Consider the following 25,738-nt stretch of genomic DNA (forward strand, 5'->3'; position numbering starts at 1 on the left):
ATGACCGCTGCATCGCTCGACCCCGTCCTTCGCCTCGACGGCAAGGTGGCCATCGTCACCGGAGCCGGGACCGGCATCGGCAAGGCCATCGCGGAGCTCTTCGCCCGCGCCGGCGCGCAAGTGGTGCTGGCCGGCCGCACCGCCGCGACGCTCGAGGCGGTGGCGGTCACGACCGGCGGCACCATCGTCCCCACCGATGTCCGCAGCCTCGAATCCGTGGAGGCGCTCTTCGCGGCCGCCCTTTCGCGGCACGGCCGCGTGGACGTGGTGGTGAACAACGCCGGCATGAGCGGCCCGGTGGGCAACATCGCGGAGGTGGATGTCGGCGCCTGGCGCGACTGCATCGAGGTGAACCTCTTCGGCGCCATGCACGTGCTGCGCGTCGCGGCCCGCGTGCTGTCGGCCGGAGGCGGCGGGTCCATCATCAATATGTCGTCGCTGATGGGGCTGAAGGGCTACCCGATGCGCACGGCCTACTGCGCCACGAAGTTCGCCCTCATCGGCATGACGGAGGCGGTGGCGCGCGAGGTCGGCCCTGCCGGGGTGCGCGTGAACGCCCTCTGCCCCGGCGCCGTCAGCGGCGAGCTGATGGACCGCGTCATCGCCCGCCGCGCCGAGGCAGAGGGACGTCCCGCCGAAAGCATCATCCGGGAAAACTACACCGATGTCTCCGCCCTGCGCCGCTGGGTGGACCCGGAGGAGGTAGCGCGGTCCGCCCTCTTCCTCGCGAGTGAGGCGGCCTCCTCCGTCACGGGGGACCGCATCAAGGTGGATGCGGGGCGGTTCTGATGCGCCGCCGCGCCCTTCTCGTCGCGCCCCTGCTGGCCGCGGCGCCCACGAGGGCGCAGGACTTCCCCGCCCGTCCGGTCACGCTCGTCATCCCCTACCCGCCCGGCGGCGGCACGGACACGATCGGTCGCGCGGTGGCCGCCGTGCTGGAACGACAACTCGGCCAGCCCGTGGTGGTGGAGAACCGGGGCGGCGGCGCCACCTCCATCGGCTCTACCTATGTCGCGCAGGCCCGGCCGGACGGATACACGCTGCTGCTCGGCGCGAACTCGCTCGCGATCAACCCCGCGCTGCAACCGAGCCTGACGCCGCGCGACCCGCAGCGGGAGCTGGCGCCGATCGGCACCGTCTACCGCAGCGCGCTGCTGCTTCTGGTGCACCCAGCCGTGCCGGCGCGTGATCTGCCGGAGTTCCTGGACCACGCCCGCGCCCATCCCGGTGCGCTGAACTACGGTTCCTCCGGCAACGGGTCGGCCAACCACCTCATCTTCGCGCTGCTGGCCCAGCGGGCCGGGCTGTCGATGGAGCACGTGCCCTATCGCGGCGCGGCGCCCGCCCTGCTGGACCTGCGTGCCGGACGGATCCAGGCGCTGTTCAACTCCGCGCTGCTCGCCCAGCCGATGATGCGGGAAGGGGCGATCCGCGCTCTCGCCACCTCATCCAAGGACCGCTCCGCCGCGCTGCCGGACATCCCCGCCGTGGCGGAAACCCTGCCGGGCTTCGACGCCGTGTTCTGGCAGGGCCTCTTCGCGCCCACCGGCACGCCGCCCGCCGTCATCGCCACCCTGTCCGCGGCCCTGACCGCTGCCCTGGCCGATCCGGGCCTGCGCGCCCGCGTGGCGCTGGAGGGCGGCGAGATCACCCCCGGCACGCCCGCCGACCTCGCCGCCCTGCTGGCGGAGGAGACCGCCACCTGGGGCGCCCTCATCCGCACCGCGAACCTCCGCGCCGACTGACGCCTCGCCGAGAAGGAACCCCGCCATGCCGCTCTCCCGCCGCCTTCTCCTCGCCGCGCCGCTGGCGCTGCCGGCCCTCCGCGCCGCGCGGGCGCAGGCCGCTTTCCCGACGCGCCCGATCACCGCGGTGGTGCCCTTCGCGCCGGGCGGCGGCACCGACCTCGTCGGCCGCGCCGTGGCGCAGATCATGGAGCGGGACCTCGGCCAGCCCGTGGTGATCGAGAACCGCGCGGGCGCCGCCACCGCCATCGGTTCCACCTATGTCGCGCAGGCCCGGCCGGACGGGTACACGCTGCTCTTCGGCGCCTCCTCCCTGGCGATCAACCCGGCGCTCCAGCCGACCCTGACGCCGCGCGACCCGCAGCGGGAGCTGGCGCCGGTTGGCACCGTCTACAGCAACCCGCTGGTGCTGCTCGTCCACAACTCCGTCCCGGTGACCACGCTCGCCGAATTCATCGCCCACGCGAAGGCCAACCCGGACAAGCTGCACTACGGCAGCGCCGGCATCGGCACGACGAACCACCTGATGTTCGAGATGCTGAAGAACAGGGCCGGCATCGCGGTGGAGCACGTGCCCTATCGCGGCGGCTCGCCCGCGCTGCTGGACCTCCAGGCCGGGCGGATCGCGGCGACCTTCGCCTCCGCACTGGAAGCCCAGTCCCTGCTGTCCGAGCGCGTGGTGCGCGCCCTCGCCGTGTCCTCCGCCCGGCGGCTGCCGCTGCTGGCGGAGGTGCCCGCGGTGGCGGAGACGGTGCCGGGCTTTGACGCTTCCTTCTGGATGGGCCTCTTCGCGCCCGCCGGCACGCCGGAGCCCGTCCTGGCCCGCCTGACCGCGGCGCTGCAGACGGCCACGGGCGACGCCGCCCTGAAGGAGCGCCTCGCGACGCAGGGCGTGGAGCTGCAACCGGGCGACGCCGCCGCGATGCGGGCCATGCTGGCCCGCGAGACCGAGGTCTGGGGCCGCGTGATCCGTGAGGGCAACATCCGCGCGGACTGACCGCCGCAGCGGGCGCACCGGCTTTTGTGGTGCGCCCCCGGCCCAGCCACGACAGGATGTCGCCAACGATGGGGAGGCGGGCATGAGGCGACGCGCGGTCCTGGGCACGGCTCTGGCAGGACTGGCCGCGCCCGGCCTGCGGGCGCAACCCGCGCGGGTGGTCAAGTTCGTGCCCCAGGCCGACCTCGCCGTACTCGATCCCGTCTGGACCACGGCCACCGTCACCCGGAATCACGGCTACCTCGTCTTCGACACGCCCTACGCCACGGACTCAACTTTTCGGACCCAGCCTCAGATGGTGCAGGGCCACAGCGTCGAGCGGGACGGCCTGGAATGGCGCCTGACCCTGCGGGACGGCCTGCGCTTCCACGACGGCGAGCCGGTCCGCGCCCAGGACGTAGTGCCCAGCCTCCAGCGCTGGGGACAGCGCGACGCCTTCGGCTCCGCCCTGATGGCCGTGACCGAGGAGATCAGCGCCGCCTCCGACCGCGTGGTGGTGTTCCGGCTGAAGAAGCCCTTCCCGCTGCTGCCGGACGCGCTGGGCAAGAGCGGCGTGAACATGCCCGCCATCATGCCGGAGCGCCTGGCGCGGACCGATGCCAACACCCGCATCAACGAGATGGTCGGCAGCGGCCCCTACCGCTTCGTCCCGGGCGAGTGGCGCCAGGGCGCCCTGGCCGTCTACCAGCGCTTCGAGGGCTACGTTCCCCGCCCCGACGGCACGCCGAGCTTCACCGCCGGCCCGAAGGTCGCGAACTTCGATCGGGTAGAATGGCATATCATCCCCGATGCCTCGACCGCCGCGAACGCGTTACTGGCCGGGGAGGTGGATTGGTGGGAGCGCGCGGCGGCCGACATGCTGCCCCTGCTGCGCCGGGGACGCGGCGTCACCACGAAGGTGCTGGAACCCACCGGTGCGCTACAGTTCCTCCGCTTCAATCACCTGCACCCGCCCTTCGACAATCCGGCGGTGCGGCGCGCGATCCTAGGCGCCATCCGCCAGACCGACTACATGCAGGCCGCAGGCGGTACCGACCCGGCGCTCTGGAACGACCGCTGCGGCGCCTTCACCCCCGGCACGCCCCTGGCCAGCGAGGCCGGGATGGATGTGCTGACCGGCCCCCGCGACCTGGAGAAGGTGAAACGCGACCTTGCCACCGCCGGCTATCGCGGGGAGCGCGTGGTGATGCTCGGCGTGACCGACGTGCCGGAGATCGCCGCGATCTGCGAGGTGGCGGGCGACATGTTCCGCCGCATCGGCATGAACCTGGACTACCAGACCGTGGACTGGGGCACGGCGGTGCAGCGCCGCACCTCCACCGCGCCGCCGGATCGCGGAGGCTGGAACATCCACCATTCCGGCTTCGCGGGGCTCGACATGGCGAGCCCGGCCGCGAACCTCGCAATCCGCGGCAACGGGGCGCAGGCCTGGGTGGGCTGGCCGACCTCCCCGCGGCTGGAGGCGTTGCGGGCCGCTTGGTTCGAGGCCCCCGACCTGCCCGCGCAGAAGCGGATCTGCGACGAGATGCAGCGCCAGGTCTGGCAGGACGTGCCCTACATCCCGCTGGGCCTCATCCGCCGCGCGACGGCCTATCGCAGCAACCTCCAGGACATGGCGGAGAACGGGGTGATGTTCACGGGCCTGCGGCGCGCGTGACGCGGATCGCCCTCGCCGGGTTCTTCCACGAGACGAACACCTTCTCCCCCCAGCCGGCCGACCTGGACGCCTTCCGGCGGCCGGCGACGCTGCCGGGGCTGACGGTCGGTGACGACATCTCCCGTGTCTTCGCGGAACTGAACGTGCCGATCTCCGGCGCCATGCGGGCGCTCTCCGCGATGGAGCACACGCTGCATCCCGTGGCCTGGGCGAGCGCCGTCCCCTGCGGCGCCGTGACGCGCGAGGCCTTCGAGACGATCGCGGGGATGATCCTCGATGGGATCGCGGCCGTGCCGGATCTCGGCGGCGTCTATCTCGACCTGCACGGCGCCATGGTCAGCGAGGCCTATCCCGACCCCGAACAGGAGCTGCTCCGGCGCCTTCGCGTGCGGCTCGGGCCGGACATGCCTGTGGTCGCGAGCCTCGACCTGCACGCGAACCTCTCCGCCGCGCGCGTGGCGGCGCTGGACGCTCTGGCGATGTTCCGCACCTACCCGCATCTCGACATGGCCGAGACCGGCGCCCGCGCGGCCGCCCTGCTGCACCGCCGGATCGCGGGGGAGCGCTTCGCGATGGCCTTCCGGCAGCTTCCCTACCTCATCCCCCTGCACGCGCAGGCCACCGGAGTGAACCCCGCGGCATTCCTCTATGCCCTCTGCGCGGCCGCCGCAGGGCGGCCGGGCATCGCGGGCGCCGAGCTGGCACTCGGCTTCCCGCCGGCGGACGTCCCGCATGCCGGCCCTTCCATCGTCGTGCTGGGCGATCCCGCCGCGGCGGAGCAGGAGGCGGACGCGCTGCAACGCGCGATGCTGGAGGCCGAGGACGCCTTCGCCCGCTCCCTCCCGGACGCGGAGGAGGCGGTCCGGCAGGCGCTGCGCACACCGCGCGGCCCCGTGGTCATCGCTGACACCCAGGACAATCCGGGCGCCGGCGGCACGGGCGACACGGTGGGGCTGCTGCGCGCCCTCATCGCGCAGGACGCGCCGGACGCCGTGCTGGCCTTGCTGCACGACCCGGAGGCGGCCCGGCTGGCGCACCGGCTGGGCGAGGGGGCGGAGGCCGACTTCCGCCTCGGCGCCCATTCGGGCGCGGTGCCGGAGATCCCGGTCGAGGCACGTTTCACCGTGGAACGGTTGACGGATGGCCGCGTGGTGGCGGTCGGCCCCATGTACCGCGGCAACACCTGGGCCCTCGGCGCGACCGCCCTCCTCCGCCACCGAGGCGTGCGCGTCCTCGTCAGCGAGCGGCGGCTCCAGGCGGCCGATACGGCGGTGCTGCGCCACGCCGGCATCGACCCCAAGGCGGTGCCGGTGATCGTGCTCAAGAGCACCGTCCACTTCCGCGCGGAGTACGAGGTCCTGGCGGAGCGGATCATCGTCGCCGCCTCACCGGGTCTGCACCTGGCCGACCTGCGGGGCTACGCCTACCGCCACCTCCGGCCCGGTCTCCGGCGCATGCCCGGCGCGCCGACATTCTGACCCCTCAAGCGGGCGACCCCGGGATCGATACCCGATCGGAAGACGAGCCGTTCCAAGCCGAACGCAGCCACGAATGGTGCGACCGCACCCGCGTCTGATAACCGCGCCGCAGCCGCGGAAGTGCGGTCAGCAAACCGGCGCGATGCCCGGTACGAGGTTTCTCGCCACGTAGTCCATTGTCAGCGCCTGCAGGGCGAGCACGCCGGCCGTCGGCGCGCGGGATACCGCCAGGAGGAAGCCCACCTCCCGATCCACCGCCGGCTCGATGAGCGTTCGCGTCGTCAGCACGCGGTGGTCCGCCGGCGGGCAACCCAGAACGGGCAGCGCCGTGACCCCGACCCCCGCCTCGACCATGCCGAGCACGGTGCTCGACTGCGCGAGGGTCATCACCGGATTCAGCACGAGGTCCGTGCCCGCCAGCGCCTCCTCGATCGCCGCCTGGCCGCCGCTGCCGCGCAGGAAGGCGATGAAGTCGTGGCGCAGCGCGTCCCGCCAGGTCACCTCCGCCCGTCGTGCCAGCGGATGGTCGCGCCGCAGGACGAGAAGGAAGCGTTCCCGCAGGAGCGGCTGGAAGGCGACCCCGGCGTGGTCCGGCAACCGGCTGCTGATCGCCAGGTCGATCTGCCCGGCCTCGACGCCGGCATAGAGGATCTCGGAGGTTCCATCCGTCACCGCCACCTCCGCGGCCGGGTGACGCTCGCGGTAGCGGCGGAGGATGTCGGGCAGCAGCCCCGTGGCGAGGGACGGGAGCGATCCCACCGAGAGCCGCGACTGGCGCCGGCGGTGCTGTTCCTTCAGCGCCGTCACCACGTCGCCGATACTGGTGACGATCGCCTCGGCCCGCGGCAGCAGGAAGGCGCCCTCCGGCGTGAGCGAGACGGAGCGGGTGGTCCGCTCGAACAGCCGCACGTCCAGCAGCCGCTCCATCTGTGCGATCGTCTGGCTGAGCGCGGGCTGCGACAGGCCAAGCGCCTCCGCCGCGCGGGCGAAGGAGCCGAGCCGCGCCACGCGGGTGAAAGCCTCGAACTGTCGAAGCGTCGGATTCATAAGGTCGGCGAATTAATCCTTCCATTGTTTCCATTTGTCCAGGGATCGCGCCGGGCCTTTAGTGCCGACCGCGTGATCGGCCTGAGCCCGAATAAGGGACGTGCCGACGGAGGAAACGATCATGACCATCACCCGCAGGGGATTGGCGGGGGCTGCCGCGCTGCTCGCCGCGCCGCGCCTTGCGGCGGCGCAGGCCTATCCCAGCCGGCCCATCACCATCATCGTCCCCTTCGCGGCCGGCTCCTCCACCGACGTGGTCGGGCGCCAGGCGGCACGCGCCCTGTCGGAAGGGCTGGGCCAGCAGGCCGTGGTGGAGAACCGCACCGGTGCCGGCGGCATCATCGGCACCCAGGCCGTGGCACGGGCGCGGCCGGACGGGCACACGCTGCTGATCGTCACCAACTCCACCCACGCCGCGAACAAGGCGCTCTTCCGCAGCCTGCCCTATGATCCAGTCGCGGATTTCGCGCCGATCTCGAACCTCGCGACCGGGCCGCTGGTGCTCCTATCGCACCCCTCCCTGCCGGCCCGCACCCTGCAGGAACTCATCGCGCATGGCCGCGCCAATCCGGGGAAGCTGAGCTACGGCTATTCCGGCTCCTCCTCCCAGATCGCCGCCACCATGCTGGTGGACGCCGCGCGGATCGAGGCGGTGGGCGTGCCCTATCGCAGCATCCCGCCGACCGTGACGGACCTGCTCGGCGGGCAGCTCTCCTTCACCTTCGCCGATCCGGGCAACGCGCTGCCGCATATCCGCGCCGGCTCGGCCATCGGCCTCGGCGTCACTTCGCCGCACCGCACCCCGCTGGCGCCCGATATGCCGAGCCTGTCGGAAGCGGGACTCACGGGCTTCGACCTCGCGCCCTGGCAGGGCATCGCCGCGCCCGCCGGCACCGATCCCGCCATCATCGCCCGCATCTTCGAGGCGCTGCGCGCCCGCTACGACACGCCGGAGGTGCGGCAGACCTATGCCGCGCTCGGCTTCGAGGTGACGCTCTCCGCCTCCCCCACCGCCTATGCCGAGTTCATCCGCACCGAGACCGACCGCTGGGGCGAACTCGTGCGGCAGGCACGCATCGAACCGCAATAGACCCGCAGGACAGGAACGACATGACCGAGACCGAGCTGACGCGCATCTATGCCCGCCTGCGGGAGATCGGGTCGAGCACCGTGGGCGGCGCACTGGACGCGCTGGGCATCGACGGGCTGGTGGTGCCGCCGATCCGGCCCGTGGCGCCGGATCGGAAGTTCGCCGGCCCCGCCTTCACCGTGAACGTCGCGGTCGGCGCCCTGGGCACCTTCGCGCCGGAGGAGTTCGACATCCCCGCCTATGTCGACAACGCGGCGCCGGGCGATGTCATCGCGATCGACGCGGGCGGCGCGATGGTCTCCATGATGGGCGGCGCCGCGGCGACGGCGGCGAAGGTGCGCGGCGTGAACGGCATCGTCGTCCACGGCGGCGTCCGCGACCTGGAGGAGATCGTGGACAGCGGCATGGACCTCTTCGTCTGCCACGCCGTGCCGGTCAGCGGCCGCACACGCGTCCGCACCGCCGCGACGCAGGTCCCCATCCGGCTGGAGAACGTGGTGGTGAACCCGGGCGACATCCTGGTCGGCGACAGCACCGGCGTCGTCTGCATCCCGAAGGACCGGCTGATGGAGGTCTTTGCCCGCGCAGAGAAGGCGGAGGCGATGGACAAGGTGATCTTCGAGCACGTGCTGAAGGGCCAGGGCATCGGTGAGGCCGCCCGAATCGCGAAGGGCGGCTAGAGCGACGAGGATCGCCGCACCCGCGCGCCACGACGCGGGGCGGCCATGGGGAGGAAACGCATGACGCTTGCAAGACGGACCATCCTGGCCACGCCCGCGATCCTGGTCGGGGCCGGCCATGCCTGGGGACAGGCGGCGCGCTTCCCGTCCCGCCCGGTGCGGATCATCGTGCCCTATCCGGCCGGCGGCGTCTCAGACATCACCGCGCGCCTGCTGGGGGAGCATCTGACGCCCATCTGGGGCCAGCCCGTCACGGTGGAGAACCGTGCCGGCGCCAACGGCATGATCGGCGCCGAGGCCACGGCGCGCGCGGCGCCGGACGGCACCACCCTCTGCCTCGCCGGCACGGCGCATTCCATCAGTCCGGCCATGTACCGCACGCCCTATGACACGATGCGGGACCTGACCTACATCACCACCACCTCCCAGACGCCGCAGGCGCTGATCGTCGCACCGGACTTCCCGCCGAACACGGCGCAGGAATTCGTGGACTACGTGAAGGCGCGACCGGGCCAGACGAGCTACGCCACCTTCGGCGCGCTGGGGATGGAGCTGCTCTGCCGGCAGGCCGGGCTGCAGATGACGCGCGTGCCCTATCGCGGCTCCACCCAGGGCCATCCGGACTTGATCGCCGGGCGGGTGAACGCGATGCTCGACACCGTCACGCCCACCCTGCCGCATGTCCGCGCCGGCCGGATGAAGATGCTGGCCACCTGCGGCGCCGAGCGCGCGGGCCAGATTCCCGAGATCCCGACGGTCGGGGAGACGATCATCCCCGGCTTCACCAGCACCGTCTGGGGCATCCTGATGACCCCCGCCGGCACGCCGCCGGAGGTCGTGCAGAAGATCCACACGGACGTCGTGGCCATCCTGCGCCGCCCGGACATCGTGGAGCGTCACGCCACCCTCGGCACCACGATCTGGACCATGTCGCCCGCCGAGGCGAACCGCTTCGTCGAGGCGGAGATGACGAAATGGGGCGAGACGGCGCGCGCCGTCGGCATCGAGCAGGGGGTTCCCATCCAATGACGCGCCCCGGCACGGGAGCACAAGGCATGCTCCGTCGCAGCCTGGCGGCCCTGGTCCTGCTGGCTCTCGCGCTCGGCCCGGCCGCCGCGCAGGACGCCAACTGGCCCACGCGCCCGATCCGCGTCATCGTCCCCTTCGGTGCGGGCGGCACCACGGACCTGACGGCGCGGCTCATCGGCCCGGCACTCACGCAGCGCCTGGGCCAGCCCTGGGTGGTGGAGAACCGCGCCGGCGCCGGCGGCAACGTGGGCAGCGACGTCTGCGCGAAGGCCGCGCCCGATGGCTACACCCTCTGCATCGGCACGATCAGCAGCCACGCGATCAACAACGCGGTCTATCCGCGGATGCCCTATGACAACCTGCGGGACTTCGCGCCGGTCGCCATGATCAGCGTGCAGCCCAACGCGCTCTTCGTCCCCGCGTCCTCCCCCGCGCGCAGCGTGGCGGAGCTGGTGGCGCTGATGCGGGCGCAACCCGGGACGTTCAACTACGCCTCGTCGGGCGTCGGCACCTCCATCCACTTGGCGGGGGAACTCTTCACCCAGCTCACCGGCACCACCGCCACCCACATCCCCTACCGCTCCTCCGGCCAGCTCATGACGGAGCTGATGACGGGCAGCGTGCAGATGGCCTTCGATAACATCTCCTCCGGCCTGCCGCATGTGCGGGACGGGAAGATGCGGCTGCTGGGCGTCGCCAGCCCGCAGCGCGTCGCCATCGCGCCCGAGGCGCCCACCATCGCGGAAACCCTGCCGGGCTTCGAATCCCTGACCTGGGGCGTGCTCTTCGCCCCCGCCGGCACGCCCGCCCCGATCATCCAGCGCCTGAACCGGGAGGTGATCGCCGCCATCGCCACGCCGGAGGTGACGGCGCGCTACGCGGAGCTCGGCGTGACGGCCCCGGCGCGGACGCCGGAGGAGGTCCGCGCCTTCGTCGCCTCGGAGACGGAGCGCTGGGGCGCGGTGGCCCGCGCCGCCCGCGTGCAGGCGGAATAGGGCGACGCCATGACCAACCGCGTGAAACAAGCCATCGCCGACCGGACCACGGTGCGGGGCTTCCATCTGACTTTCCCCTCCCCGGTGGTGATCGAGGTGGCGGCCTCGCTCGACCTCGGCTTCGTCTACCTGGACGGCGAGCACGGTGCCTTCGAGCTGCGCGACATCGAGGCCTGCTGCGTCATGGCGGAGCGCCACGGCCTCACCCCGATCGCGCGCGTGGCGGAGAACACGGTCTCCGCCATCACCCGCTTCCTCGACCGCGGCGTGCGCGGGATCGTCGTACCGCATGTCGAGACGGTGGAGGACGCGCGGCGCGCCATCGAGGCGACCTACTTCGCCCCCCTCGGCCAGCGCTCCTTCGGCGGCGGCCGGCCGCACGACCATATCAACGCCCCCGACCTCCCCAGGCACCTACAGGACGCGAATGAGGGCGTCTCGCTCTGCCTGATGATCGAGAGCGCGGCGGGGCTGGAAGCCATGGCCGAGATCGTGGCGCTGGAGGGGGTGGACTACGTCTCCTTCGGGATGATGGACCTCTCCCAATCGCTCGGCCACGCCGGCAACCCCGGCCACCCCGCGGTGCGTGAGGCCCTGCGCAAGGCGAGCGAGACCGCCCGCGCCGCCGGCAAGCCGGTGCGCGAGGATTTCATGGCCTTCGCCTGGATCCACGACGCGATCCTGACCGGCCTGGGTCAGATCCTCGATGAGCGCGGTAAGGCCTGAGAGGGGAGGAAAGCATGGCGATCGGACGCAGGGCGCTCGCCCTCGGTGCAGCGGGGATCGCCCTGGCGCGCCCCGCCCTGGCGGCTTATCCGGAGCGGGTCATCAACCTGATCGTGCCCTTCGCGCCGGGCGGCGGCACTGATCTCAGCGCACGCATGATCGTGCCCTATATCGAGCGGCACCTGCCCGGCCGGGTCGTGGTGCTGAACCGCCCTGGTGCGGGCGGCCAGATCGGCGCCAACGAGATCGCCCGTGCCCGGCCCGATGGCTACACGATCGGCTTCATGAACGTGCCGAACACGATGATGAAGCCGCATGAGCGCGATGCCGGCTTCACCGTGGACAGCTTCGAGCCCATCGCGAACCTCGTCTTCGATCCCGCCGTGCTGGCCGTGCGCGCGGACAGCCCGATCCGTACCCTGGCGGATGCGGTGAACGCAGCGCGCGCGCAGCCCGATCGCGTGACGGTCGGCTCCGCCGGGATCGGCTCCAACACGCATCTCGACCTCATCCAGTTGGAGACCGCGGCGGGGGTGCGGTTCGACCACATTCCCTATGACGGCGGCGCGGCGCCACGCACGGCGCTGCTCGGCGGGCAGTTGCAGCTCATCGCCTCGGCGCTGGGGGATGTGTACCGCTTCATGCAGGATGGCAGCATCCGTGCGCTGGGCATCCTTTCGGACGAGCGTGTCTCGCTGGCCCCGGAAATCCCGACCTACAAGGAGCAGGGCTACGACGTGACGGGCGGCGCCAGCCGCGGCCTCGTGGGCCCGCTCGGCATGCCGCGGGAGGCGATCGAGGCCATCGCCGCCGCCTGCGAGAAGTCGCTCCGCGATCCCGAACTGGCCGCCGCCGCCGCGAACATCGCCCTCGCCCTCCAGTACATGGGGCCCGAGGAATACGGCCGCTACCTCCAGGCCTCGAACGCCGAGCTCGCGCGCATCTGGCGTAGCACCCCCTGGATCGCGCGCGAGCCGCGCCGATGACCGCAGGAGCCATGCATATGGACGGCACCGACGACCCTACGGCCTTCGGTCGGCTGCGACAGGCCGGCTCCGGCGTGATCTCCGACTGCATGATGCGCCTCGGCCTGCACGGCTGGATGGACGGGCTACATCCGGTCGGCGGGGGCGAGCGCTTCGCCGTCGGCCGTGCCCGCACCCTTCTCTTCGGCCCCAAGCGCGGCGAGGGCGGCTGGTCAAAAACGATGTACGCCACCATCGCCGGCCTCAGCGCCGGGGAGATCCTCGTCTTCGGCACGGGCGCGACGAAGGAGAACCTGATGGGCGACAACATGGCGAGCTTCGCCAGCCGCCACAGGCTGGCCGCCATGGTGACGGATTCCACCGTGCGCGATTCCGCCGGCATCGCTGCCCTGCCTATGCCCGTCTATTCCGCCGGCACCGCCGTGCGGCTGCCCATGAACATCGAACCGGTGGCGCTGGACGTTCCGCTGAATTGCGGCGGAGCCCAGGTCCGCCCGGGCGACGTGGTGGTGGCGAACGAGGATGGCGTGCTCATCATCCCCGCTGCCCGCCTCGCGGACGTGCTCCATCAGGCGGAGGACGTGTTGGTGATCGAGACGGCGCTGCAGGCCGCCATCGCCGGCGGCGCGCCGCTGGCGGAGATCGAGGCGCTGGTGAAGCGGAAGAAGGTGCCGCGCGCCTGACGCCTCCTGGCAAAGGGAGACGGGGATGACCTCACGGCGTGAGTTCACCGCCCTGGTGGGCGGCCTGGCGGCCGGCGCGCTGCCGGGGGCAGCGCCCGCGCAGGCGCCCTGGGTACCAAACCGTCCCATCCGCCTGATCCTCGGCTTCGCCGCCGGCGGCAGCACCGACGTGACAGGCCGCCTTCTGGCGGATGCGCTGACGCCCCGTCTGGGCCAGTCCGTCGTGGTGGAGAACCGGGCCGGCGCCTCCGGCCTCATCGCGGCGGAATACGTCGCGCGCGCCGCGCCGGACGGCTACACGATCCTCGTCGCCAGCGCGACGATGCACGCGGCCAGCCTCGCCCTCTACCGCACGCTGCCCTACCACCCCCAGCGAGACTTCGCGCCGGTATCGCTGGTCGCGCACGCACCGAACCTGCTGGTCGTCCATCCTTCCGTGCCGGCGCAGGACATCGCGGGGCTGATCGATTACGCGAGGGCCCATCCGGGAAAGCTGAACTACGGCTCCGCCGGGAACGGCTCAACGCAGCACCTCGCCGCCTCGCTGTTCTGCCGGATGGCGGGGCTGGAGATGACGCATGTGCCCTATCGCGGCGGCGCGCCGGCGGCCGCCGACCTGCTGGCCGGCCGCATCGAGCTGAGCTTCGCCCCGGCGGTGGAGGTGCTCGACCCCGTGCGCAGCGGCGCGCTGCGCGCCCTTGGCCTGACCATCCCGCGCCGGATGGGCGTGCTGCCCGGCGTGCCGGCCATCGCGGAGGTGCTGCCGGGCTATGAGCTGAGCAGCTGGCTCGCGCTCTTCGCGCCGGCGGGAACGCCCGCCGCGGCCGTGGAGCGCCTATCCCATGAGACGGTGGCGGTGGTCCGGGCCCAAGCCATGCGCGACCGGCTGGAAGCCCTGGCGCTGGACGCCGCCGGCGGCACGCCGGCCGAGCTGGCCGCCTTCCAGGCCGCCGAGATCCCGAAATGGGCGGAGCTGGTCCGCCTGTCCGGGACCCGGCCCGAATGACGACGATCCAGGTTGCAAGAGAGGAATAGCGGAATGCGCGGCAATCCCATGCGGGCCGGCGTCGAGCGCGGCGAGGTCCAGATCGGCACCTGGGTGACGCTCGTCCGCACCCCCTCGATCCTGATGCTGCTGAAGGCCGCGGGCGTGGACTTCGCGCGGGTGGACATCGAGCACACCGCCGCCTCCATGGAGACGATCGGCGAGATGGCCGCCATGGCCCGCGCCCTGGACTTCCCAATTGCCGTGCGCCCGCCCGTGGCCAACCGCGAATGGATCACGCGGCTGCTGGATGTGGGCGTGTGGAACATCCACTGCCCCCAGGTGGAATCCGCTGCGCACGCCGCGGAGATCGTCGCAGCCTCCCGCTACGCCCCGATGGGCCTGCGCGGCAATGGCGGGCTGAGCGCCGCGACGGAGTTCAGCACGGCCGGCACCGTGGCCGAGCGCCGCGCCTTCGCGAACCGGGAGGTCTTCGTCACCGTCATGCTGGAGACGGCCGCCGCCTTCGACGACCTGGACGAGATCGCCGCCATGCCGGGGATCGACGCCCTGACCCTCGGCCCGGCGGACCTGGCGCAGGACCTCGGCGTCTTCGGCACGCCCGACCAGGCGCGCGTGCTGGACGAGCGGCGCGACCTCATCATCCAGGCCGCGCGCAAGCACGGGAAGACCACCGCCATGCTCGTCTCCAGCCCCGAGCAGCTGGAGCAGTGGAAGCAGGCCGGCGCGCTGCTGCTCGCCTATTCCAGCGATGTGGAGATGCTCCACGGCGGCTTCAGCGCCGCGATGAAGCGGATCAAGGGATAGTCACGAAAGCCGGGAGGACAGGACGATGACGAAGGGGATCACGCGCCGGGGGGTGGGCATCACCCTCGGCGCCGCGCTGGCGGCCCCGCCGCGGATCGCGCTCGCAAAGGACAAGCTCACCGTCGTCATGTCGAGCTTCGACCTGCTCTTCTGGGGCACGCTGACGGCGCAGGAGCTCGGCTTCTTCGGCCAGCAGGACCTGGAAGTGGAGTTGGTCCGCGCCGGCGGCGGCGCGCGGTCCTTGGCGACCGTCGCCGGCGGCGACGCGCATTTCAACATCGGCGCCCCGTCCTCCGCCTTCCGCGCCCGCGCGCGGGGCAGCGACGTGACGCTGATCGCCCCCGCCATCGCCCAGTACACGGACAACGTGACGATGTCGGAGGCCTGGGCCCGACGGAACAACCTGACACCCAACAGCAGCCTGGAGGAGAAGCTGCGGGCGCTGCGGGGCATGACGCTCGCCGTCTCCTCCGTCGGCGGCGGGGCGGATCAGCTCCTGCGCTTCCTCTGCAAGCAGGCCGGGCTGAACCCGGACCGGGACCTGACCATGACGGCCATCCCGGAAGGGGCGGGCATGCTCGCCGCCATGTCCCGCGGGCGGATCGACGGCTTCGTCATCCCGCCGCCGACCGGCGACGACGCCATCCGCAACCACGGCGCCCGCCCCATGTTCACGCCCGGCCGCGGCGAGATCCCGGCGCTGAACGGCTTCGTCTATATCGGCGTGATCGCGCGGGAATCCTGGCTGCGCCGCAACCGGGAGGTCGCGATCCGCTTTCTCCGCGCCCATCAGGCGGCGCTGGACGTGATCCATGATCCCGCCCGCACCAACACCGCGCGCGACGCCATCTGGAATCGCTACCAGCAGCGGACGGAGAAGGCGCTGTTCGACAGCATCTGGGAGAACGCAGCTCCGTCCTACCCGCAGAATGTGTCCCTCGAATCCTCGATGATCGACCGCATCGTCGCCTTCGTGAACGAGACCCAGGCCGAGCCGCTGGATCGGCGGGGCGCCGAGGCCGCCTGGACGAACGAGTACGCCGCCCAGGCGCTCGCGCGTCCGGCTTGAGCGGGATCATGGCAGAACCGCTGATCGCGTTCCGGGGCGTTGGGAAGACCTTCCAGGCGGATGGACGGACCGTGGAGGCGGTGCGGGGCATCGACCTGTCCATCCGGCGTGGGGAGTTCGTCACCCTCGTCGGCCCGTCCGGCTGCGGCAAGTCCACGCTGTTGAACATGGCGGCCGGCCTCTTCGGCCCGACCGTCGGCACGGTACACTACGATGGGCGCCCGGTGCAGGCGATCAACCTGCGCACTGGCTACATGACGCAGAACGACCATCTCCTGCCCTGGCGGAGCGTGGCCGGCAACATCGGGGTCCCGCTGGAGATCCGCGGCCTGTCGCGCGCCGCGATGCGGGAGCGGGTCGGGGCCTTGATGGAGCTCGTTGGGCTGGCGGGCTTCGAGCGATCCTATCCCAGCCAGCTCTCCGGCGGGATGCGCAAGCGCGTCGCCCTGGCGCGCCTCCTCGCCTATGACCCGGAGACGCTGCTGCTGGACGAGCCCTTCGCCGCGCTGGACGCGCAACTCCGCCTGAGTATGCAGGGGGAGCTGCTTCGCCTGAGCCGCCGGTTGGACAAGACCGTGCTCTTCGTCACCCATGACCTGGATGAGGCGGCGGCCCTCGGGGACCGCTGCGTCGTCTTCTCGCCCCGGCCGGGAACGATCAGGGCCGTGCTGGAATCGCCCCTGCCGCGGGAGCGGGACCTGATGGGCCTGCGGCGCGACCCGCACTACCTCGCCCTGACGGCGGAGCTCTGGGACATGATCACGCCCACCCTGGCCGCGACGCGGGGAGAGTCGGCGTGAAGGCGTCCCCGCCAGCATGGCGCATGGCCCTCTACCGGCTCCTGCTGCTGGTTGTCCTCCTCCTCGCTTGGCAGTTCGCGTCCGGGCCGCTGGTGCCGGAATTCTTCATCAGCAAGCCCTCCGCCATCCTCGCCGCGCTGCGGGGTCTCGTCACGACCGGGAACCTCTTCTTTCATGTGGGCATCACCGCGACGGAGGCCTTTGTCGGCTTCATCCTCGGCGCGGCGGCCGGCGTGGCAGCGGGCGTGCTGCTGGGGCGCATCCAGTTCCTCGCGGACCTGCTCCAGCCCTTCATCCTCGCCTTCTACAGCCTGCCGAAGATCGCGCTGGCGCCGCTCTTTATCCTCTGGATCGGGATCGGGATGGAGATGAAGATCGTCCTGACCGGGACGGTCGTCTTCTTTCTCGTCTTCCTGAACACCTTCACGGGCGTGCGGAACGTCAGCCGGGAGCTCGTCGCCATCCTGCGCCTGATGGGCGCGGAGGAGCGTCACGTGCTGGGCAAGGTCGTGCTTCCCTCCGCCATCACCTGGGTCTTCGCGGGGCTTCGCATCTCCGTGCCCTACGCGCTGATCGGCGCGATCGTGGGGGAGCTGATCGCGGCGAACCGGGGCCTCGGCTTCGTCCTCGCCAACGCCTCCAGCCAGTTCGACACCGCCGGGGTCTTCGCGGCGCTCATCGTCATCATGCTGCTCGCCTTCCTCCTCAACGCGCTGGTCCGGCTGGCGGAGAAATGGCTCATGCCCTGGAAGGCGCGGGAGGCGGAGCGCGAGGTCGCGATCTGACCCGCTCGCCATTCCTGGCATGAGTCAGGGGATGATGACGTTAACGCGGGTCCAGGGGGCGCGTCCGCCCCCTGGCGGATGGGGCCCGGGGAAGGCGGCGCCTTCCCCGGCCGCCCGCTCAGAACAAGAACCGCCCGGAATCACCCTGCCCTGGCGCGATCAAGCACCCGGAGCCAATTCTCCCCCGTGATCTTCCGGACGTTCTCCGGTGTGGTGATCCGGTTCAGCGCGGCGACAAGGTCCGGATAGCCGCCGGAATCGCGCGGCACGCTGCTCCGGCCACCGACCAGATCGAGGCCGATCCCAACGTGGTCCGCGCCCACGGTGCGGATCACGTGGTTCACCTGCTCTGCCCATTCATCCGGCGTGGGGACCAGGGCCGCGGCCTCCGGATCGTCCTGCCAGGGCGCGAAGGCCGCCATGTGCCGGGCCCGGATCTCGGCATCGAGCCCGGCGCCGAACTCGCCGTGGTCGCGTGCGGGGCGTGTGCCGGTCGCGTTGTAGCGGACCATCTCGTTAACCGCCGCCCCAAGCCGGCTGGCCCGATCCGGGTTGGCGGCGACCCAGGCGCGGTAGCGCCGGCCCACCGCGCCGGCCCCGCCGTGGATGCCGACCATGCCGCCCTTCGCCGCCAGGGCGCGCAGCACCTCATCCGTCAGGCCGCCGGCGCCGGTCACGGCGGCCAGGGCGGTGTGGCTGGCCACCACGGGCGCCCGGCTCGCGGCGATGATCTGGGCCTGCGCCTCCGCGGTGGCGTGGGTGACGTCGATCAGGATGCCCAGCTCGTTCATCAGGGCGACCAGCATGCGCCCGCGCTCGTTGATGCCGTTCCAGTGGGGCGGCCCCGCGATGTCGCTGTCGGCGAAGGCGTTGAAGCTCGTCTGCGTCGCGAACTGCACGGTGCGGAGGCCGAGCCGGTGGAAGGCCCTCAGCAGGTCGGGGTCGCCCTCGTGGTCGAAGCCGGACTCGATCCCCAGGAACACCGCCATGCGCCCACTGGCCGCGATGCGGCGGGCCTCGGCGGCCGTGACGGCGAGCCCCATCTTGTCCGCGTTGCGCTCGATCGTCCGATGGAAGGTCTCGATCAGACGAAGGGCATGCCGGGCGGTGGTGTTGAAGTTCCCGGCCCCGTAGGTCCCGACATTCTCGATGATGACGTTCACGCCGGCCGCCTTCGCGCGGGCGTAGTCCCAGCCGACCGGCTGCGGCTGCCAGGGGTCGATGCCCTCCCAGTAGACGCGGTTGGTGATGTGCACGTGGCCGTCCATCAGGATCGGCACCTCGGGTACGGGGGCCTGCGCCACGGCGCGCCCGCCCAGGCCAAGGCCGGCAGCGCCCAGGGCGAGCGCCCTCAGGCTGTCGCGCCGGGTATGGCCCGCACGGATCATGTCGCGTCCTCCCGCACGGGCACGCCCCTCCACTCGGACCGGGCGCAGCGTCCTGTGCGGGAAAATTCTTGCTCGTTCCGGCGCCGCCCGGTCAATCCATCGCGGCCTGCGGCTCCAGCAGGAAGGCCAGCGCCTCGTCGCAGGGCCGCTCGACCTTCAGCGCCAGCAGGTCGTCGGCCCGTGTGCGGCCGAGGTTCACGGCCGCGATCGGCTTTCCGGCCTGCGCCGCGGCCTGGACGAAGCGGAAGCCCGAATAGACCATCAGCGAGGAGCCGACGACGAGCATCGCGTCCGCCTCCGCCAGGGCGTGGTGGGCGGCATCGACCCGCTCCCGCGGCACGGATTCGCCGAAGAACACGACGTCAGGCTTCAGCACGCCGCCGCAGGCGGCGCAGGGCGGCACGCGGAAGTCGGTGAAATCCGCGGCCTCCAAGTCCGCGTCGCCGTCCGGCGCCATCCCGGCCTCCCGCTCCGCCCAGCCCGGGTTGAGGCGGATCATCTCCGCCTGCAGCGCCTCGCGCGAGATCGTCGCACCGCAGCCGGTGCAGCGGACCTGGTCCAGACGGCCGTGCAGGTCCACCACCGCGCGGCTCCCGGCCGCCTGGTGCAGCCGGTCCACGTTCTGGGTCAGCAGGAACCGGCTCTTGCCCCGCTCCTCCAGCCGGGCCAGGGCGGCATGGGCGCCGTTCGGCCGCACCTGCCCGAAGCGGCGCCAGCCGATCAGGCTGCGGGCCCAGTAGCGCCGGCGGGCCGGCTCGCCACCCATGAAGACCTGGAAGGTCATGGGCTGGGCGCGCTTCCACTGGCCATCGGCGTCCCGGTAGTCCGGGATGCCGGAGTTCGTGCTGCACCCGGCCCCGGTCAGCACGAAGAGGCGCCCGTGGCGCCCGATGAAGTCCTGCAACGCTGTCCCGTCATCCATGGAGCCCATGTAGGGCGGACCGCGGCTTCGGCCATGGAGCCGCGATCCGCCGCTTTGCCCGGCGGAGCCGGGCCGGCCCCGGCTGGACTTGCGAGGTAGTTGCACTCGCGCCATACCCCGGCGAGTCCTGGATCCTGCCCATGCTGTCCCGTCGCTCCGCCCTCCTCGCCGCCCTCGCAGCCCTGCCGGCGTCCCGGATCGCCCTCGCGCAGGGGCGGCCGGAGCTGGTCGTGGCCCAGTTCTCGGAGACGCGGGACCTCGCCTCCATCGACCCGCTGCGCAGCCTCGACTTCACCATCCCCGGCAGCCTCGTCTTCGACCCGCTGATCGACCGCGACACGGACGGGCACCTCACCCCCGGCCTCGCCACGGCCTGGACGCGCACCGCGCCCGACACCTGGCGCCTGACGATCCGGGAGGGCGCCCGCTTCCATGACGGCTCGCCCCTGACCGCCGCGGACTGCGCCGCGACGCTGAACTACCTCCTCAACCCCGCGAACCGCTCTGGCATCCGGCTCCAGACGATCCCCCTGGCCCGGGCCGAGGCGCCGGACGCGACCACCCTCGTCCTGACCACCTCAGTTCCGACGGGGCTGCTGCCCGACATCGTCTCCGGCGTGCCCACCCTGCCGGCGGCGCAGCTCGCGGACGCGGCGGCGTCCTGGCGTACCCGCCCGGTCGGCTCCGGCCCCTGGGCGATCGAGTCCTGGCGCCCTGGCGAGCGGATCACCTTCGCCGCCACCGGCACCCACTGGCGCCTGCCGAACCCGCCCTTCCCCCGCATCACCGTGAAGGTGGTGCCGGAGGCCTCGACCCGCGTCGCCGACCTTCTCTCCGGCGGGGCGCAGGTGGCGGCGGACATCCCGCCGGCGCTGCTCGCCCGCGTCTCCCGCGGCCGCGGCGTGAAGCTCGTGACGCAGGCTGGCGCGCGGACGCAGTACCTGTCCTTCACCTTCAAGCCGCCCTTCGACGACGCCCGGGTGCGCCGCGCCGTCTATCACGCGATCGACCGCGCCGCCCTGGCCGAGGCCGTGTGGGGCGACCTGGCCGAGGTCGCGACCGGCGCCGTGCCGAAGGAATACGGCGGCTACGTCCCTGCCTTCCCCACCGCGGATCACGACCCCACCCGTGCCCGCGCCCTGTTGCGGGAGGCCGGGCTGACCGGCCCTGTCCCGGTGGAGCTGCTGGCGCCTCCGTCCGAGAGCCAGGCCGCCCAGGTGATCCAGGCGCAGCTCGCCGGTGCCGGATTCGAGGTCCGGATCACCCCCGTGGAATCCGCCGCCGCCATCTTCGATGCGGGGCGGCTGGCGCGGGAGACGCGCGGGCAGCTCTGGATGATCACCGCGCTGGACAACCACGTGCACGACGCGGTGCGGCCCTACGCCGCCCTCTACGCCGGCGCGGGCTTCCTCGCCCCCACCTTCGGCTATCGCCCGGATGAACGGCTGGCGACGCTGCTCGCCACCTATGCGGGGGCGGAGGGCGCGGCGCAGCGCGGAGCCGCGTCCGCCGCGGTCATGGAGGTGGCGAAGGCCGATTCGCCGGCCGTCTACCTCGCCTATCCCCGCATGGCCTACGGCGTGGCGGATGCGGTGGAGATGCCCCGGACGTCCCATGGCCGCCTCGACTTCGGGACGCTGCGGCCCCGATGAGCGGGGTCCGGTGAGCAGGGGCCGGTGAGCCGGGAATGGGGTGAGCCGGGGAGGCTCGGCCGGCGATGATCGCCCTGCGCCGGCTGCTCGGCGGCGCGCTCGCCCTGCTCGTGGCCCTGGTGCTGCTCGGCCTGGCGGCGGAAGGGCTGGGCGATCCGACCACCCGCCAGCTCGGCCCCGAGACGGACGCCGCGGCGCGGGCCGCGCTGCGGGCGGAACTCGGCCTCGACCTGCCCTTTCTCTCCCGCCTCCTCGCCCCGGTCGGAGAGGTGCTGACCGGCGACCTCGGCCGCTCCGTCTGGCTCCGCCGCCCGGTCGCCGAGCTGCTGGCCGAGACCCTGCCCGTCTCGCTCCGCCTCGCCGCCCTCGCCTGGCCGCTCGGGCTGGTCGGGGGCACGGTGCTCGGCCTGATTCTCGCCTCGGGCCGGCCGGGCCTCGCCCGGTTCCCACTGCTCCTGCTTTCCGTGCCGGGCTTCGTGGGCGCGGTGCTCGCGGTGCAGGTCTTCGCGGTGGAACTCGGCTGGGTGCCGGCGGCGGGCTTCAGCGGCTGGGTGTCGCTGCTTCTGCCGGCCGCGCTGATCGGCGGGGCGCTGGCCGTGAAGCTCGGGCTGCTGCTGCAGGACCGGCTGCGGGCCCTGGCGCGGGAGCCCTTCGTGACCTTCGCCCTCTCCCGCTCGCTCGGGCCGGTGCGGCACCTCCTCGCCTACCGGCTGCTGCCCGCGGCGGGGCTGCTGGCCCGCTTCGGGGCGCTGCACGCGGGCTACCTCCTCGGCGGCGCGCTGGTGATGGAGACGGTGTTCGGCCTGCCGGGCCTCGGCCGCCTCGCGGTGCTGGCGCTGACCAACCGGGACCTCGCCCTGCTGCGCGGCTGCATGCTGGCCGCGGGCGTCGGCTTCCTCCTCGCGCGCTTCGTGGCGGAGGCGCTGCAGGCCTGGCTGGATCCCCGGCCGAACGCGGCAGCGGCATGAGGCGCTTTCTCCTCCTCGCGCTGCTCGCCCTCGGGCTCGCGGCGGTGTGGTGGCTGCCGGACCCGCTGGCGCTCTCGCGGGACCGGCTGGCGCCGCCGGACCTCGCCCATCCCCTCGGCACGGACATGCTCGGGCGGGACGTGGCGGCACGGCTGCTGGCCGCGCTGCCGGGCAGCCTCGGCCTCGCGCTGCTGGGGCTCGTCGCCTCCGTTGCCGCCGCCCTCGCCACCGCCCTCTCTGCGGCGTGGGGAGAGGGAAGGGGGCTCGGCACCTCGGTGGACGGGGCGGCGCAGGCACTGCTCTCCTTCCCGCCGCTCTGGCTGCCGCTGGTCGTGCTCGCCCTGGCCGGGCGGGGCGCCCCGGCGCAGGTCCTCTGCGTCGCCCTCGTGCTCTGGGCCGACCTGCACTGGATCCTGCGCGGGGAGGCGCGGCGCATCCTGGCCGAGCCCTATGTCGAGTGCGCCCGCTCCCTCGGCTTCGGGACCGCCGCCGTGCTGGGGCGGGAGGTGCTGCCGAACCTCGCGGGGACCGGCCTCTGGCTTGGCCTCGTGAAGCTGCGGGCGGCGGTGATGCTGCTCGCCAGCCTCGCCTTCCTCGGCCTCGGCACGCCGCCGCCCGCCCCCACCTGGGGCGCCATGATCGCCGAGAGCCGGGACGCCTTCCTGGACGCGCCCTGGCTCCTCGCGGCCCCGACCGCCGCCATCGCCGCCAGCCTCTGGGCGGCGGCCATCGCCGCCGGCTGGCTGCGGCGGCGCCTGCGGCTGGAGCGGATCATCCAGGCATGACATCGGAGCGGTCTCGGTGCAGGAGGTCCCCAGGGAGGACGTGCCCATGCAGGATGTGCCCATGCAGGACGTGAAGGACGCGGTCATCGCGCACTGGAACCGGCGGGCCGCCGATTTCGACGCGGGCCCGACCCACGGCCTGCTGAACCCCGCGCAGGACGCCGCGTGGCGGCAGGTGGTCGCGCGGATCGCCCCGGCCGGGCGGCCGCTGGACGCGCTGGACGTGGGCTGCGGCACCGGCTTCCTCGCCCTGTTGCTGGCCGAGGCCGGGCACCGCGCCGCCGGGGTGGACCTCGCGGAGGAGATGCTGTCCCGCGCCCGCGCCAAGGCCGCGGAGCGGGGCCTGGACGTGCCCTTCCACCACGGCGACGCGGAGGCGCCCCCCCTGCCGCCCGCCAGCCTCGACCTGATCGTCGAGCGCCACGTCCTCTGGACCCTGCCCGACCCGCTCCGCGCCCTCCGGTCCTGGCGGGACCTGCTCCGCCCCGGCGGCCGCGTGGCGCTGGTGGAAGGAGCCTGGTGGGACATGCCGGTGCGCGAGGAGTACGCGGCCGTCGCGGACCGCCTCCCCCTGTTCGGCGGCCGCCCCGCCGCCGAGCTCGCCGCCCCGCTGCGGGAGGCCGGCTTTCAGGAGCCGGAGGTGGTGCCCCTGATGGACGCCGCTCTCTGGACGAAGGCGCCGACCCATGAGCGCTACCTGATCCTCGCCACCCCCGCATGAGCGGCGGCCCCGTCCTCGCGGCGGAGGGGCTCTCCGCGGTCCACGCCACGGCGGCGGGACCGCTGCGGGCGCTGGACGGCGTGTCCCTGTCCCTGCGCGGCGGGGAGCGGCTGGGCGTCATCGGCCGGTCCGGCGGCGGCAAGTCCACCCTCGCGCGGCTCCTCTGCGGCCTGTCGCCGCCGGGCGCCGCCGTGACCGGCACACTGCGCTGGCCCGGGGGCGCCGCGCCGGTCGCCGCCGCCCGCCGCGCCGGGCTCGGCCACCACGTCGCCTGGTTGCCGCAGGAGGCGCAGGCGGCCCTTCACCCGATGCTCCGGATCGGCAGCCAGGTGGCCGAGACGCTGCGGGCCGCCCGCCTCCCCGGCGGGAAGGCGGAGGTGTCGGCGCGGCTGGCCGGGGCCGGGCTCGATCCCGCCCTGGCCAGCCGCTACCCGCACCAGCTTTCCGGCGGGCAGGCGCAGCGGGCCGCGCTCGCCTGCGCCCTCGCGCAGGACCCGGCCGTGCTCGTCGTGGACGAGCCGACGAGCGCGCTGGACACGGCGACGGCGGCCTCCGTCGTGGCAGCCCTGGACCGGCTGACGCGGCGGGCCGGCGTGGCCCTCGTGCTCGTCACGCACGACCTGTCCGGCGCGGCGGCGCTGTGCGACCGGCTCCTCGTCCTCGACGAGGGACGGATCGCGGAGGAGGGGCCCGCGGCCCGGATCCTGCGCCAGCCCTCCTCCGCCGTGGCGCGCGGCCTGTCCGAGGCCGCCGGGCTGCCGCGCCTTCTCCCCGAGGCGTTGATCGCCGAAGCGCCGGCTTGCTGATCGCGGAGGATCTCGCGCTGCGCTTCTCCCGCGCGGCCCGGCCGGTGCTGGACGGCGTGTCCCTGGCGCTCGCGGCGGGGGAGCGGCTGGCCGTGGCCGGCCCCTCCGGCTGCGGCAAGTCCACCCTGCTCCGGGCCCTGGCCGGGCTCCAACCTGTCGACCGCGGGCGGATCGCGCTGGACGGCACGCCCCTGCCACCTCCGCGCGACCGGCGGGGGCGGCGCGACTGGCACCGCCGCGTGCTGCTGCTGCCCCAGGACACGGCCCGCGCCTTCAACCCGGCCCTTCGGCTGCGGACGCAGTTCCACGCCGCCCTGGCCCTGCACGGGCAGGGGGAGGACGCGGCGGGGCGCGAGGCGGTATCCCGGGACGCCCTTCTTCGATGCGGCGTCCCGCCCGACGCGCTGGACCGGCATGCGGACGAGCTGTCGGGCGGCCAGCGCCAGCGCGCGGCCCTCGCGCGGCTTCTCTGCCTGCGTCCGGCCATCCTCCTGCTGGACGAGCCGACCGCCGCGCTGGACCCCGTGACCACCGCCGCGCTGCTCGATCTCCTGGGCACGCTGCAGCAGGCGTTCGGCTTCGGTCTGATCGTCGCGTCCCATGCGCCGCAGGTGGTCGGCTGGGCCGGCCGGCTGGGATTTCTGTCGGACGGACGCCTGTGTCCCGCGGTGCCACCGGGCCGCATGGGACAGGACGGGCCGGCCGCCGCGCCGGCCCGGGCCGAAGGCCGATCGCGGAGTCCGTCGGCCGGGTGAGCGCGCGCTGCGGCCGACCCGCCCCCACCCGCGCGGGGCGTGTCCGGGCGCCGCGTCACCCTCCGGAACGACGCGCACCGAACGGGCAGTTCTCCGGCGCGCAACGGGATGCCCGGGCATAGGCGCCGGTGGCAGGGACCCCGCGCGGCGCCGGGTGGTCC

At 73.0% G+C, this 25,738-nt stretch carries 26 protein-coding genes; 23 read left to right on the plus strand and 3 right to left on the minus strand.

The features are described from left to right. The 5 genes from ACP6CK_RS23005 (at position 1) to ACP6CK_RS23025 (ending at position 5,877) form a co-directional block, all read left to right on the plus strand. A complete protein-coding gene (locus ACP6CK_RS23005; RefSeq protein WP_426955652.1) occupies positions 1–789 on the plus strand; it encodes an SDR family NAD(P)-dependent oxidoreductase in 789 nt (262 codons plus the stop codon). After that, the gene (locus ACP6CK_RS23010) at positions 789–1,745 is read left to right on the plus strand and encodes a Bug family tripartite tricarboxylate transporter substrate binding protein (protein WP_426955653.1); all 957 of its coding nucleotides are present in this window, start codon (positions 789–791) and stop codon (positions 1,743–1,745) included. The genes ACP6CK_RS23005 and ACP6CK_RS23010 overlap by 1 nt, the downstream gene beginning before the upstream one ends. A gap of 25 nt (positions 1,746–1,770) precedes the next feature. Further along, the gene (locus tag ACP6CK_RS23015; RefSeq protein ID WP_426955654.1) at positions 1,771–2,742 is read left to right on the plus strand and encodes a Bug family tripartite tricarboxylate transporter substrate binding protein; all 972 of its coding nucleotides are present in this window, start codon (positions 1,771–1,773) and stop codon (positions 2,740–2,742) included. Positions 2,743–2,824: 82 nt separating this feature from the next. Next, positions 2,825–4,399, plus strand: a complete 1,575-nt coding sequence (locus ACP6CK_RS23020) for an ABC transporter substrate-binding protein (protein WP_426955655.1) — start codon at positions 2,825–2,827, stop codon at positions 4,397–4,399. After that, positions 4,396–5,877 (plus strand): M81 family metallopeptidase, encoded by a 1,482-nt coding sequence (locus ACP6CK_RS23025; RefSeq protein WP_426955656.1) that lies wholly within the window; start codon positions 4,396–4,398, stop codon positions 5,875–5,877. The genes ACP6CK_RS23020 and ACP6CK_RS23025 overlap by 4 nt, the downstream gene beginning before the upstream one ends. A 126-nt stretch (positions 5,878–6,003) precedes the next feature. Here the strand turns inward: ACP6CK_RS23025 and ACP6CK_RS23030 are convergent, their stop codons facing one another. Then, the gene (locus ACP6CK_RS23030; RefSeq protein ID WP_426955657.1) at positions 6,004–6,924 is read right to left on the minus strand and encodes a LysR family transcriptional regulator; all 921 of its coding nucleotides are present in this window, start codon (positions 6,922–6,924) and stop codon (positions 6,004–6,006) included. Between the two features lie 121 nt (positions 6,925–7,045). On the opposite strand from ACP6CK_RS23030, the gene ACP6CK_RS23035 reads away from it, so the two are divergent. From ACP6CK_RS23035 to ACP6CK_RS23090, 12 genes are read left to right on the plus strand one after another with little or no spacing between them, the layout of a single operon-like run. Beyond that, complete coding sequence (locus tag ACP6CK_RS23035) at positions 7,046–8,014, plus strand: Bug family tripartite tricarboxylate transporter substrate binding protein (RefSeq protein WP_426955658.1); 969 nt, start codon at positions 7,046–7,048, stop codon at positions 8,012–8,014. Between the two features lie 20 nt (positions 8,015–8,034). Then, positions 8,035–8,694 (plus strand): RraA family protein, encoded by a 660-nt coding sequence (locus ACP6CK_RS23040; RefSeq protein WP_426955659.1) that lies wholly within the window; start codon positions 8,035–8,037, stop codon positions 8,692–8,694. Positions 8,695–8,754: 60 nt separating this feature from the next. Further along, positions 8,755–9,723, plus strand: coding sequence for a Bug family tripartite tricarboxylate transporter substrate binding protein (locus tag ACP6CK_RS23045; protein ID WP_426955660.1), 969 nt, complete (start codon positions 8,755–8,757; stop codon positions 9,721–9,723). A 26-nt stretch (positions 9,724–9,749) separates the two neighbouring features. After that, positions 9,750–10,718, plus strand: coding sequence for a tripartite tricarboxylate transporter substrate binding protein (locus ACP6CK_RS23050; RefSeq protein WP_426955661.1), 969 nt, complete (start codon positions 9,750–9,752; stop codon positions 10,716–10,718). Positions 10,719–10,739: 21 nt separating this feature from the next. Further along, positions 10,740–11,444 carry an HpcH/HpaI aldolase family protein gene (locus tag ACP6CK_RS23055; protein WP_426955662.1) on the plus strand — a complete coding sequence of 235 codons (705 nt, stop codon included), beginning with the start codon at positions 10,740–10,742 and terminating at the stop codon, positions 11,442–11,444. Between the two features lie 14 nt (positions 11,445–11,458). Next, the gene (locus ACP6CK_RS23060) at positions 11,459–12,430 is read left to right on the plus strand and encodes a tripartite tricarboxylate transporter substrate binding protein (protein ID WP_426955663.1); all 972 of its coding nucleotides are present in this window, start codon (positions 11,459–11,461) and stop codon (positions 12,428–12,430) included. Between the two features lie 17 nt (positions 12,431–12,447). Then, positions 12,448–13,113 carry an RraA family protein gene (locus ACP6CK_RS23065; protein ID WP_426955664.1) on the plus strand — a complete coding sequence of 222 codons (666 nt, stop codon included), beginning with the start codon at positions 12,448–12,450 and terminating at the stop codon, positions 13,111–13,113. 25 nt (positions 13,114–13,138) lie between these two features. Next, the gene (locus ACP6CK_RS23070) at positions 13,139–14,119 is read left to right on the plus strand and encodes a tripartite tricarboxylate transporter substrate binding protein (RefSeq protein WP_426955665.1); all 981 of its coding nucleotides are present in this window, start codon (positions 13,139–13,141) and stop codon (positions 14,117–14,119) included. A gap of 33 nt (positions 14,120–14,152) precedes the next feature. After that, entirely contained in the window at positions 14,153–14,926 is a 774-nt protein-coding gene (locus tag ACP6CK_RS23075) for an HpcH/HpaI aldolase family protein (RefSeq protein ID WP_426955666.1), read from the plus strand. Positions 14,927–14,951: 25 nt separating this feature from the next. Next, the gene (locus tag ACP6CK_RS23080) at positions 14,952–15,995 is read left to right on the plus strand and encodes an ABC transporter substrate-binding protein (protein ID WP_426955667.1); all 1,044 of its coding nucleotides are present in this window, start codon (positions 14,952–14,954) and stop codon (positions 15,993–15,995) included. An 8-nt stretch (positions 15,996–16,003) separates the two neighbouring features. Then, entirely contained in the window at positions 16,004–16,795 is a 792-nt protein-coding gene (locus tag ACP6CK_RS23085) for an ABC transporter ATP-binding protein (protein ID WP_426955668.1), read from the plus strand. 23 nt (positions 16,796–16,818) lie between these two features. Beyond that, positions 16,819–17,580: an ABC transporter permease gene (locus ACP6CK_RS23090; protein ID WP_426955669.1), complete on the plus strand. Its 762-nt coding sequence runs from the start codon at positions 16,819–16,821 to the stop codon at positions 17,578–17,580. Positions 17,581–17,720: 140 nt separating this feature from the next. Here ACP6CK_RS23090 and ACP6CK_RS23095 read toward each other — a convergent pair whose 3' ends face one another. Together ACP6CK_RS23095 and ACP6CK_RS23100 are read right to left on the minus strand one after the other, a co-directional pair. Further along, positions 17,721–18,968, minus strand: a complete 1,248-nt coding sequence (locus ACP6CK_RS23095) for a dipeptidase (protein WP_426955670.1) — start codon at positions 18,966–18,968, stop codon at positions 17,721–17,723. 91 nt (positions 18,969–19,059) lie between these two features. Then, positions 19,060–19,899, minus strand: a complete 840-nt coding sequence (locus ACP6CK_RS23100; RefSeq protein ID WP_426955671.1) for an NAD-dependent protein deacetylase — start codon at positions 19,897–19,899, stop codon at positions 19,060–19,062. Between the two features lie 131 nt (positions 19,900–20,030). On the opposite strand from ACP6CK_RS23100, the gene ACP6CK_RS23105 reads away from it, so the two are divergent. The 6 genes from ACP6CK_RS23105 to ACP6CK_RS23130 all read left to right on the plus strand — a co-directional run bounded on the left by ACP6CK_RS23105 (position 20,031) and on the right by ACP6CK_RS23130 (position 25,577). Next, the gene (locus ACP6CK_RS23105) at positions 20,031–21,542 is read left to right on the plus strand and encodes an ABC transporter substrate-binding protein (protein WP_426955672.1); all 1,512 of its coding nucleotides are present in this window, start codon (positions 20,031–20,033) and stop codon (positions 21,540–21,542) included. A gap of 65 nt (positions 21,543–21,607) precedes the next feature. Next, entirely contained in the window at positions 21,608–22,510 is a 903-nt protein-coding gene (locus ACP6CK_RS23110) for an ABC transporter permease (protein WP_426955673.1), read from the plus strand. Continuing rightward, a complete protein-coding gene (locus ACP6CK_RS23115) occupies positions 22,507–23,295 on the plus strand; it encodes an ABC transporter permease (protein ID WP_426955674.1) in 789 nt (262 codons plus the stop codon). The genes ACP6CK_RS23110 and ACP6CK_RS23115 overlap by 4 nt, the downstream gene beginning before the upstream one ends. Positions 23,296–23,341: 46 nt before the next feature. Continuing rightward, a complete protein-coding gene (locus tag ACP6CK_RS23120; RefSeq protein ID WP_426955675.1) occupies positions 23,342–24,016 on the plus strand; it encodes a class I SAM-dependent methyltransferase in 675 nt (224 codons plus the stop codon). Then, entirely contained in the window at positions 24,013–24,822 is an 810-nt protein-coding gene (locus tag ACP6CK_RS23125; protein WP_426955676.1) for a dipeptide/oligopeptide/nickel ABC transporter ATP-binding protein, read from the plus strand. Before ACP6CK_RS23120 ends, ACP6CK_RS23125 begins: the two co-directional genes overlap by 4 nt. Continuing rightward, complete coding sequence (locus ACP6CK_RS23130; RefSeq protein WP_426955677.1) at positions 24,816–25,577, plus strand: ABC transporter ATP-binding protein; 762 nt, start codon at positions 24,816–24,818, stop codon at positions 25,575–25,577. The genes ACP6CK_RS23125 and ACP6CK_RS23130 overlap by 7 nt, the downstream gene beginning before the upstream one ends. Positions 25,578–25,738 lie beyond the last annotated feature (161 nt).

The organism is Muricoccus radiodurans, assembly GCF_050154705.1.
GTDB classification, from domain to species: domain Bacteria; phylum Pseudomonadota; class Alphaproteobacteria; order Acetobacterales; family Acetobacteraceae; genus Roseomonas; species Roseomonas radiodurans.

What these genes read in the sequence shown, in the direction of transcription:
- ACP6CK_RS23005 (WP_426955652.1), top strand. Translation starts at nt 1, where the DNA reads ATGACCGCTGCATCGCTCGACCCCGTCCTTCGCCTCGACGGCAAGGTG.
- ACP6CK_RS23010 (WP_426955653.1), top strand. Translation starts at nt 789, where the DNA reads ATGCGCCGCCGCGCCCTTCTCGTCGCGCCCCTGCTGGCCGCGGCGCCC.
- ACP6CK_RS23015 (WP_426955654.1), top strand. Translation starts at nt 1,771, where the DNA reads ATGCCGCTCTCCCGCCGCCTTCTCCTCGCCGCGCCGCTGGCGCTGCCG.
- ACP6CK_RS23020 (WP_426955655.1), top strand. Translation starts at nt 2,825, where the DNA reads ATGAGGCGACGCGCGGTCCTGGGCACGGCTCTGGCAGGACTGGCCGCG.
- ACP6CK_RS23030 (WP_426955657.1), bottom strand. Translation starts at nt 6,924, where the DNA reads ATGAATCCGACGCTTCGACAGTTCGAGGCTTTCACCCGCGTGGCGCGG.
- ACP6CK_RS23035 (WP_426955658.1), top strand. Translation starts at nt 7,046, where the DNA reads ATGACCATCACCCGCAGGGGATTGGCGGGGGCTGCCGCGCTGCTCGCC.
- ACP6CK_RS23040 (WP_426955659.1), top strand. Translation starts at nt 8,035, where the DNA reads ATGACCGAGACCGAGCTGACGCGCATCTATGCCCGCCTGCGGGAGATC.
- ACP6CK_RS23045 (WP_426955660.1), top strand. Translation starts at nt 8,755, where the DNA reads ATGACGCTTGCAAGACGGACCATCCTGGCCACGCCCGCGATCCTGGTC.
- ACP6CK_RS23050 (WP_426955661.1), top strand. Translation starts at nt 9,750, where the DNA reads ATGCTCCGTCGCAGCCTGGCGGCCCTGGTCCTGCTGGCTCTCGCGCTC.
- ACP6CK_RS23060 (WP_426955663.1), top strand. Translation starts at nt 11,459, where the DNA reads ATGGCGATCGGACGCAGGGCGCTCGCCCTCGGTGCAGCGGGGATCGCC.
- ACP6CK_RS23065 (WP_426955664.1), top strand. Translation starts at nt 12,448, where the DNA reads ATGGACGGCACCGACGACCCTACGGCCTTCGGTCGGCTGCGACAGGCC.
- ACP6CK_RS23070 (WP_426955665.1), top strand. Translation starts at nt 13,139, where the DNA reads ATGACCTCACGGCGTGAGTTCACCGCCCTGGTGGGCGGCCTGGCGGCC.
- ACP6CK_RS23075 (WP_426955666.1), top strand. Translation starts at nt 14,153, where the DNA reads ATGCGCGGCAATCCCATGCGGGCCGGCGTCGAGCGCGGCGAGGTCCAG.
- ACP6CK_RS23080 (WP_426955667.1), top strand. Translation starts at nt 14,952, where the DNA reads ATGACGAAGGGGATCACGCGCCGGGGGGTGGGCATCACCCTCGGCGCC.
- ACP6CK_RS23085 (WP_426955668.1), top strand. Translation starts at nt 16,004, where the DNA reads ATGGCAGAACCGCTGATCGCGTTCCGGGGCGTTGGGAAGACCTTCCAG.
- ACP6CK_RS23090 (WP_426955669.1), top strand. Translation starts at nt 16,819, where the DNA reads ATGGCCCTCTACCGGCTCCTGCTGCTGGTTGTCCTCCTCCTCGCTTGG.
- ACP6CK_RS23095 (WP_426955670.1), bottom strand. Translation starts at nt 18,968, where the DNA reads ATGATCCGTGCGGGCCATACCCGGCGCGACAGCCTGAGGGCGCTCGCC.
- ACP6CK_RS23100 (WP_426955671.1), bottom strand. Translation starts at nt 19,899, where the DNA reads ATGGGCTCCATGGATGACGGGACAGCGTTGCAGGACTTCATCGGGCGC.
- ACP6CK_RS23105 (WP_426955672.1), top strand. Translation starts at nt 20,031, where the DNA reads ATGCTGTCCCGTCGCTCCGCCCTCCTCGCCGCCCTCGCAGCCCTGCCG.
- ACP6CK_RS23110 (WP_426955673.1), top strand. Translation starts at nt 21,608, where the DNA reads ATGATCGCCCTGCGCCGGCTGCTCGGCGGCGCGCTCGCCCTGCTCGTG.
- ACP6CK_RS23115 (WP_426955674.1), top strand. Translation starts at nt 22,507, where the DNA reads ATGAGGCGCTTTCTCCTCCTCGCGCTGCTCGCCCTCGGGCTCGCGGCG.
- ACP6CK_RS23120 (WP_426955675.1), top strand. Translation starts at nt 23,342, where the DNA reads ATGCAGGATGTGCCCATGCAGGACGTGAAGGACGCGGTCATCGCGCAC.
- ACP6CK_RS23125 (WP_426955676.1), top strand. Translation starts at nt 24,013, where the DNA reads ATGAGCGGCGGCCCCGTCCTCGCGGCGGAGGGGCTCTCCGCGGTCCAC.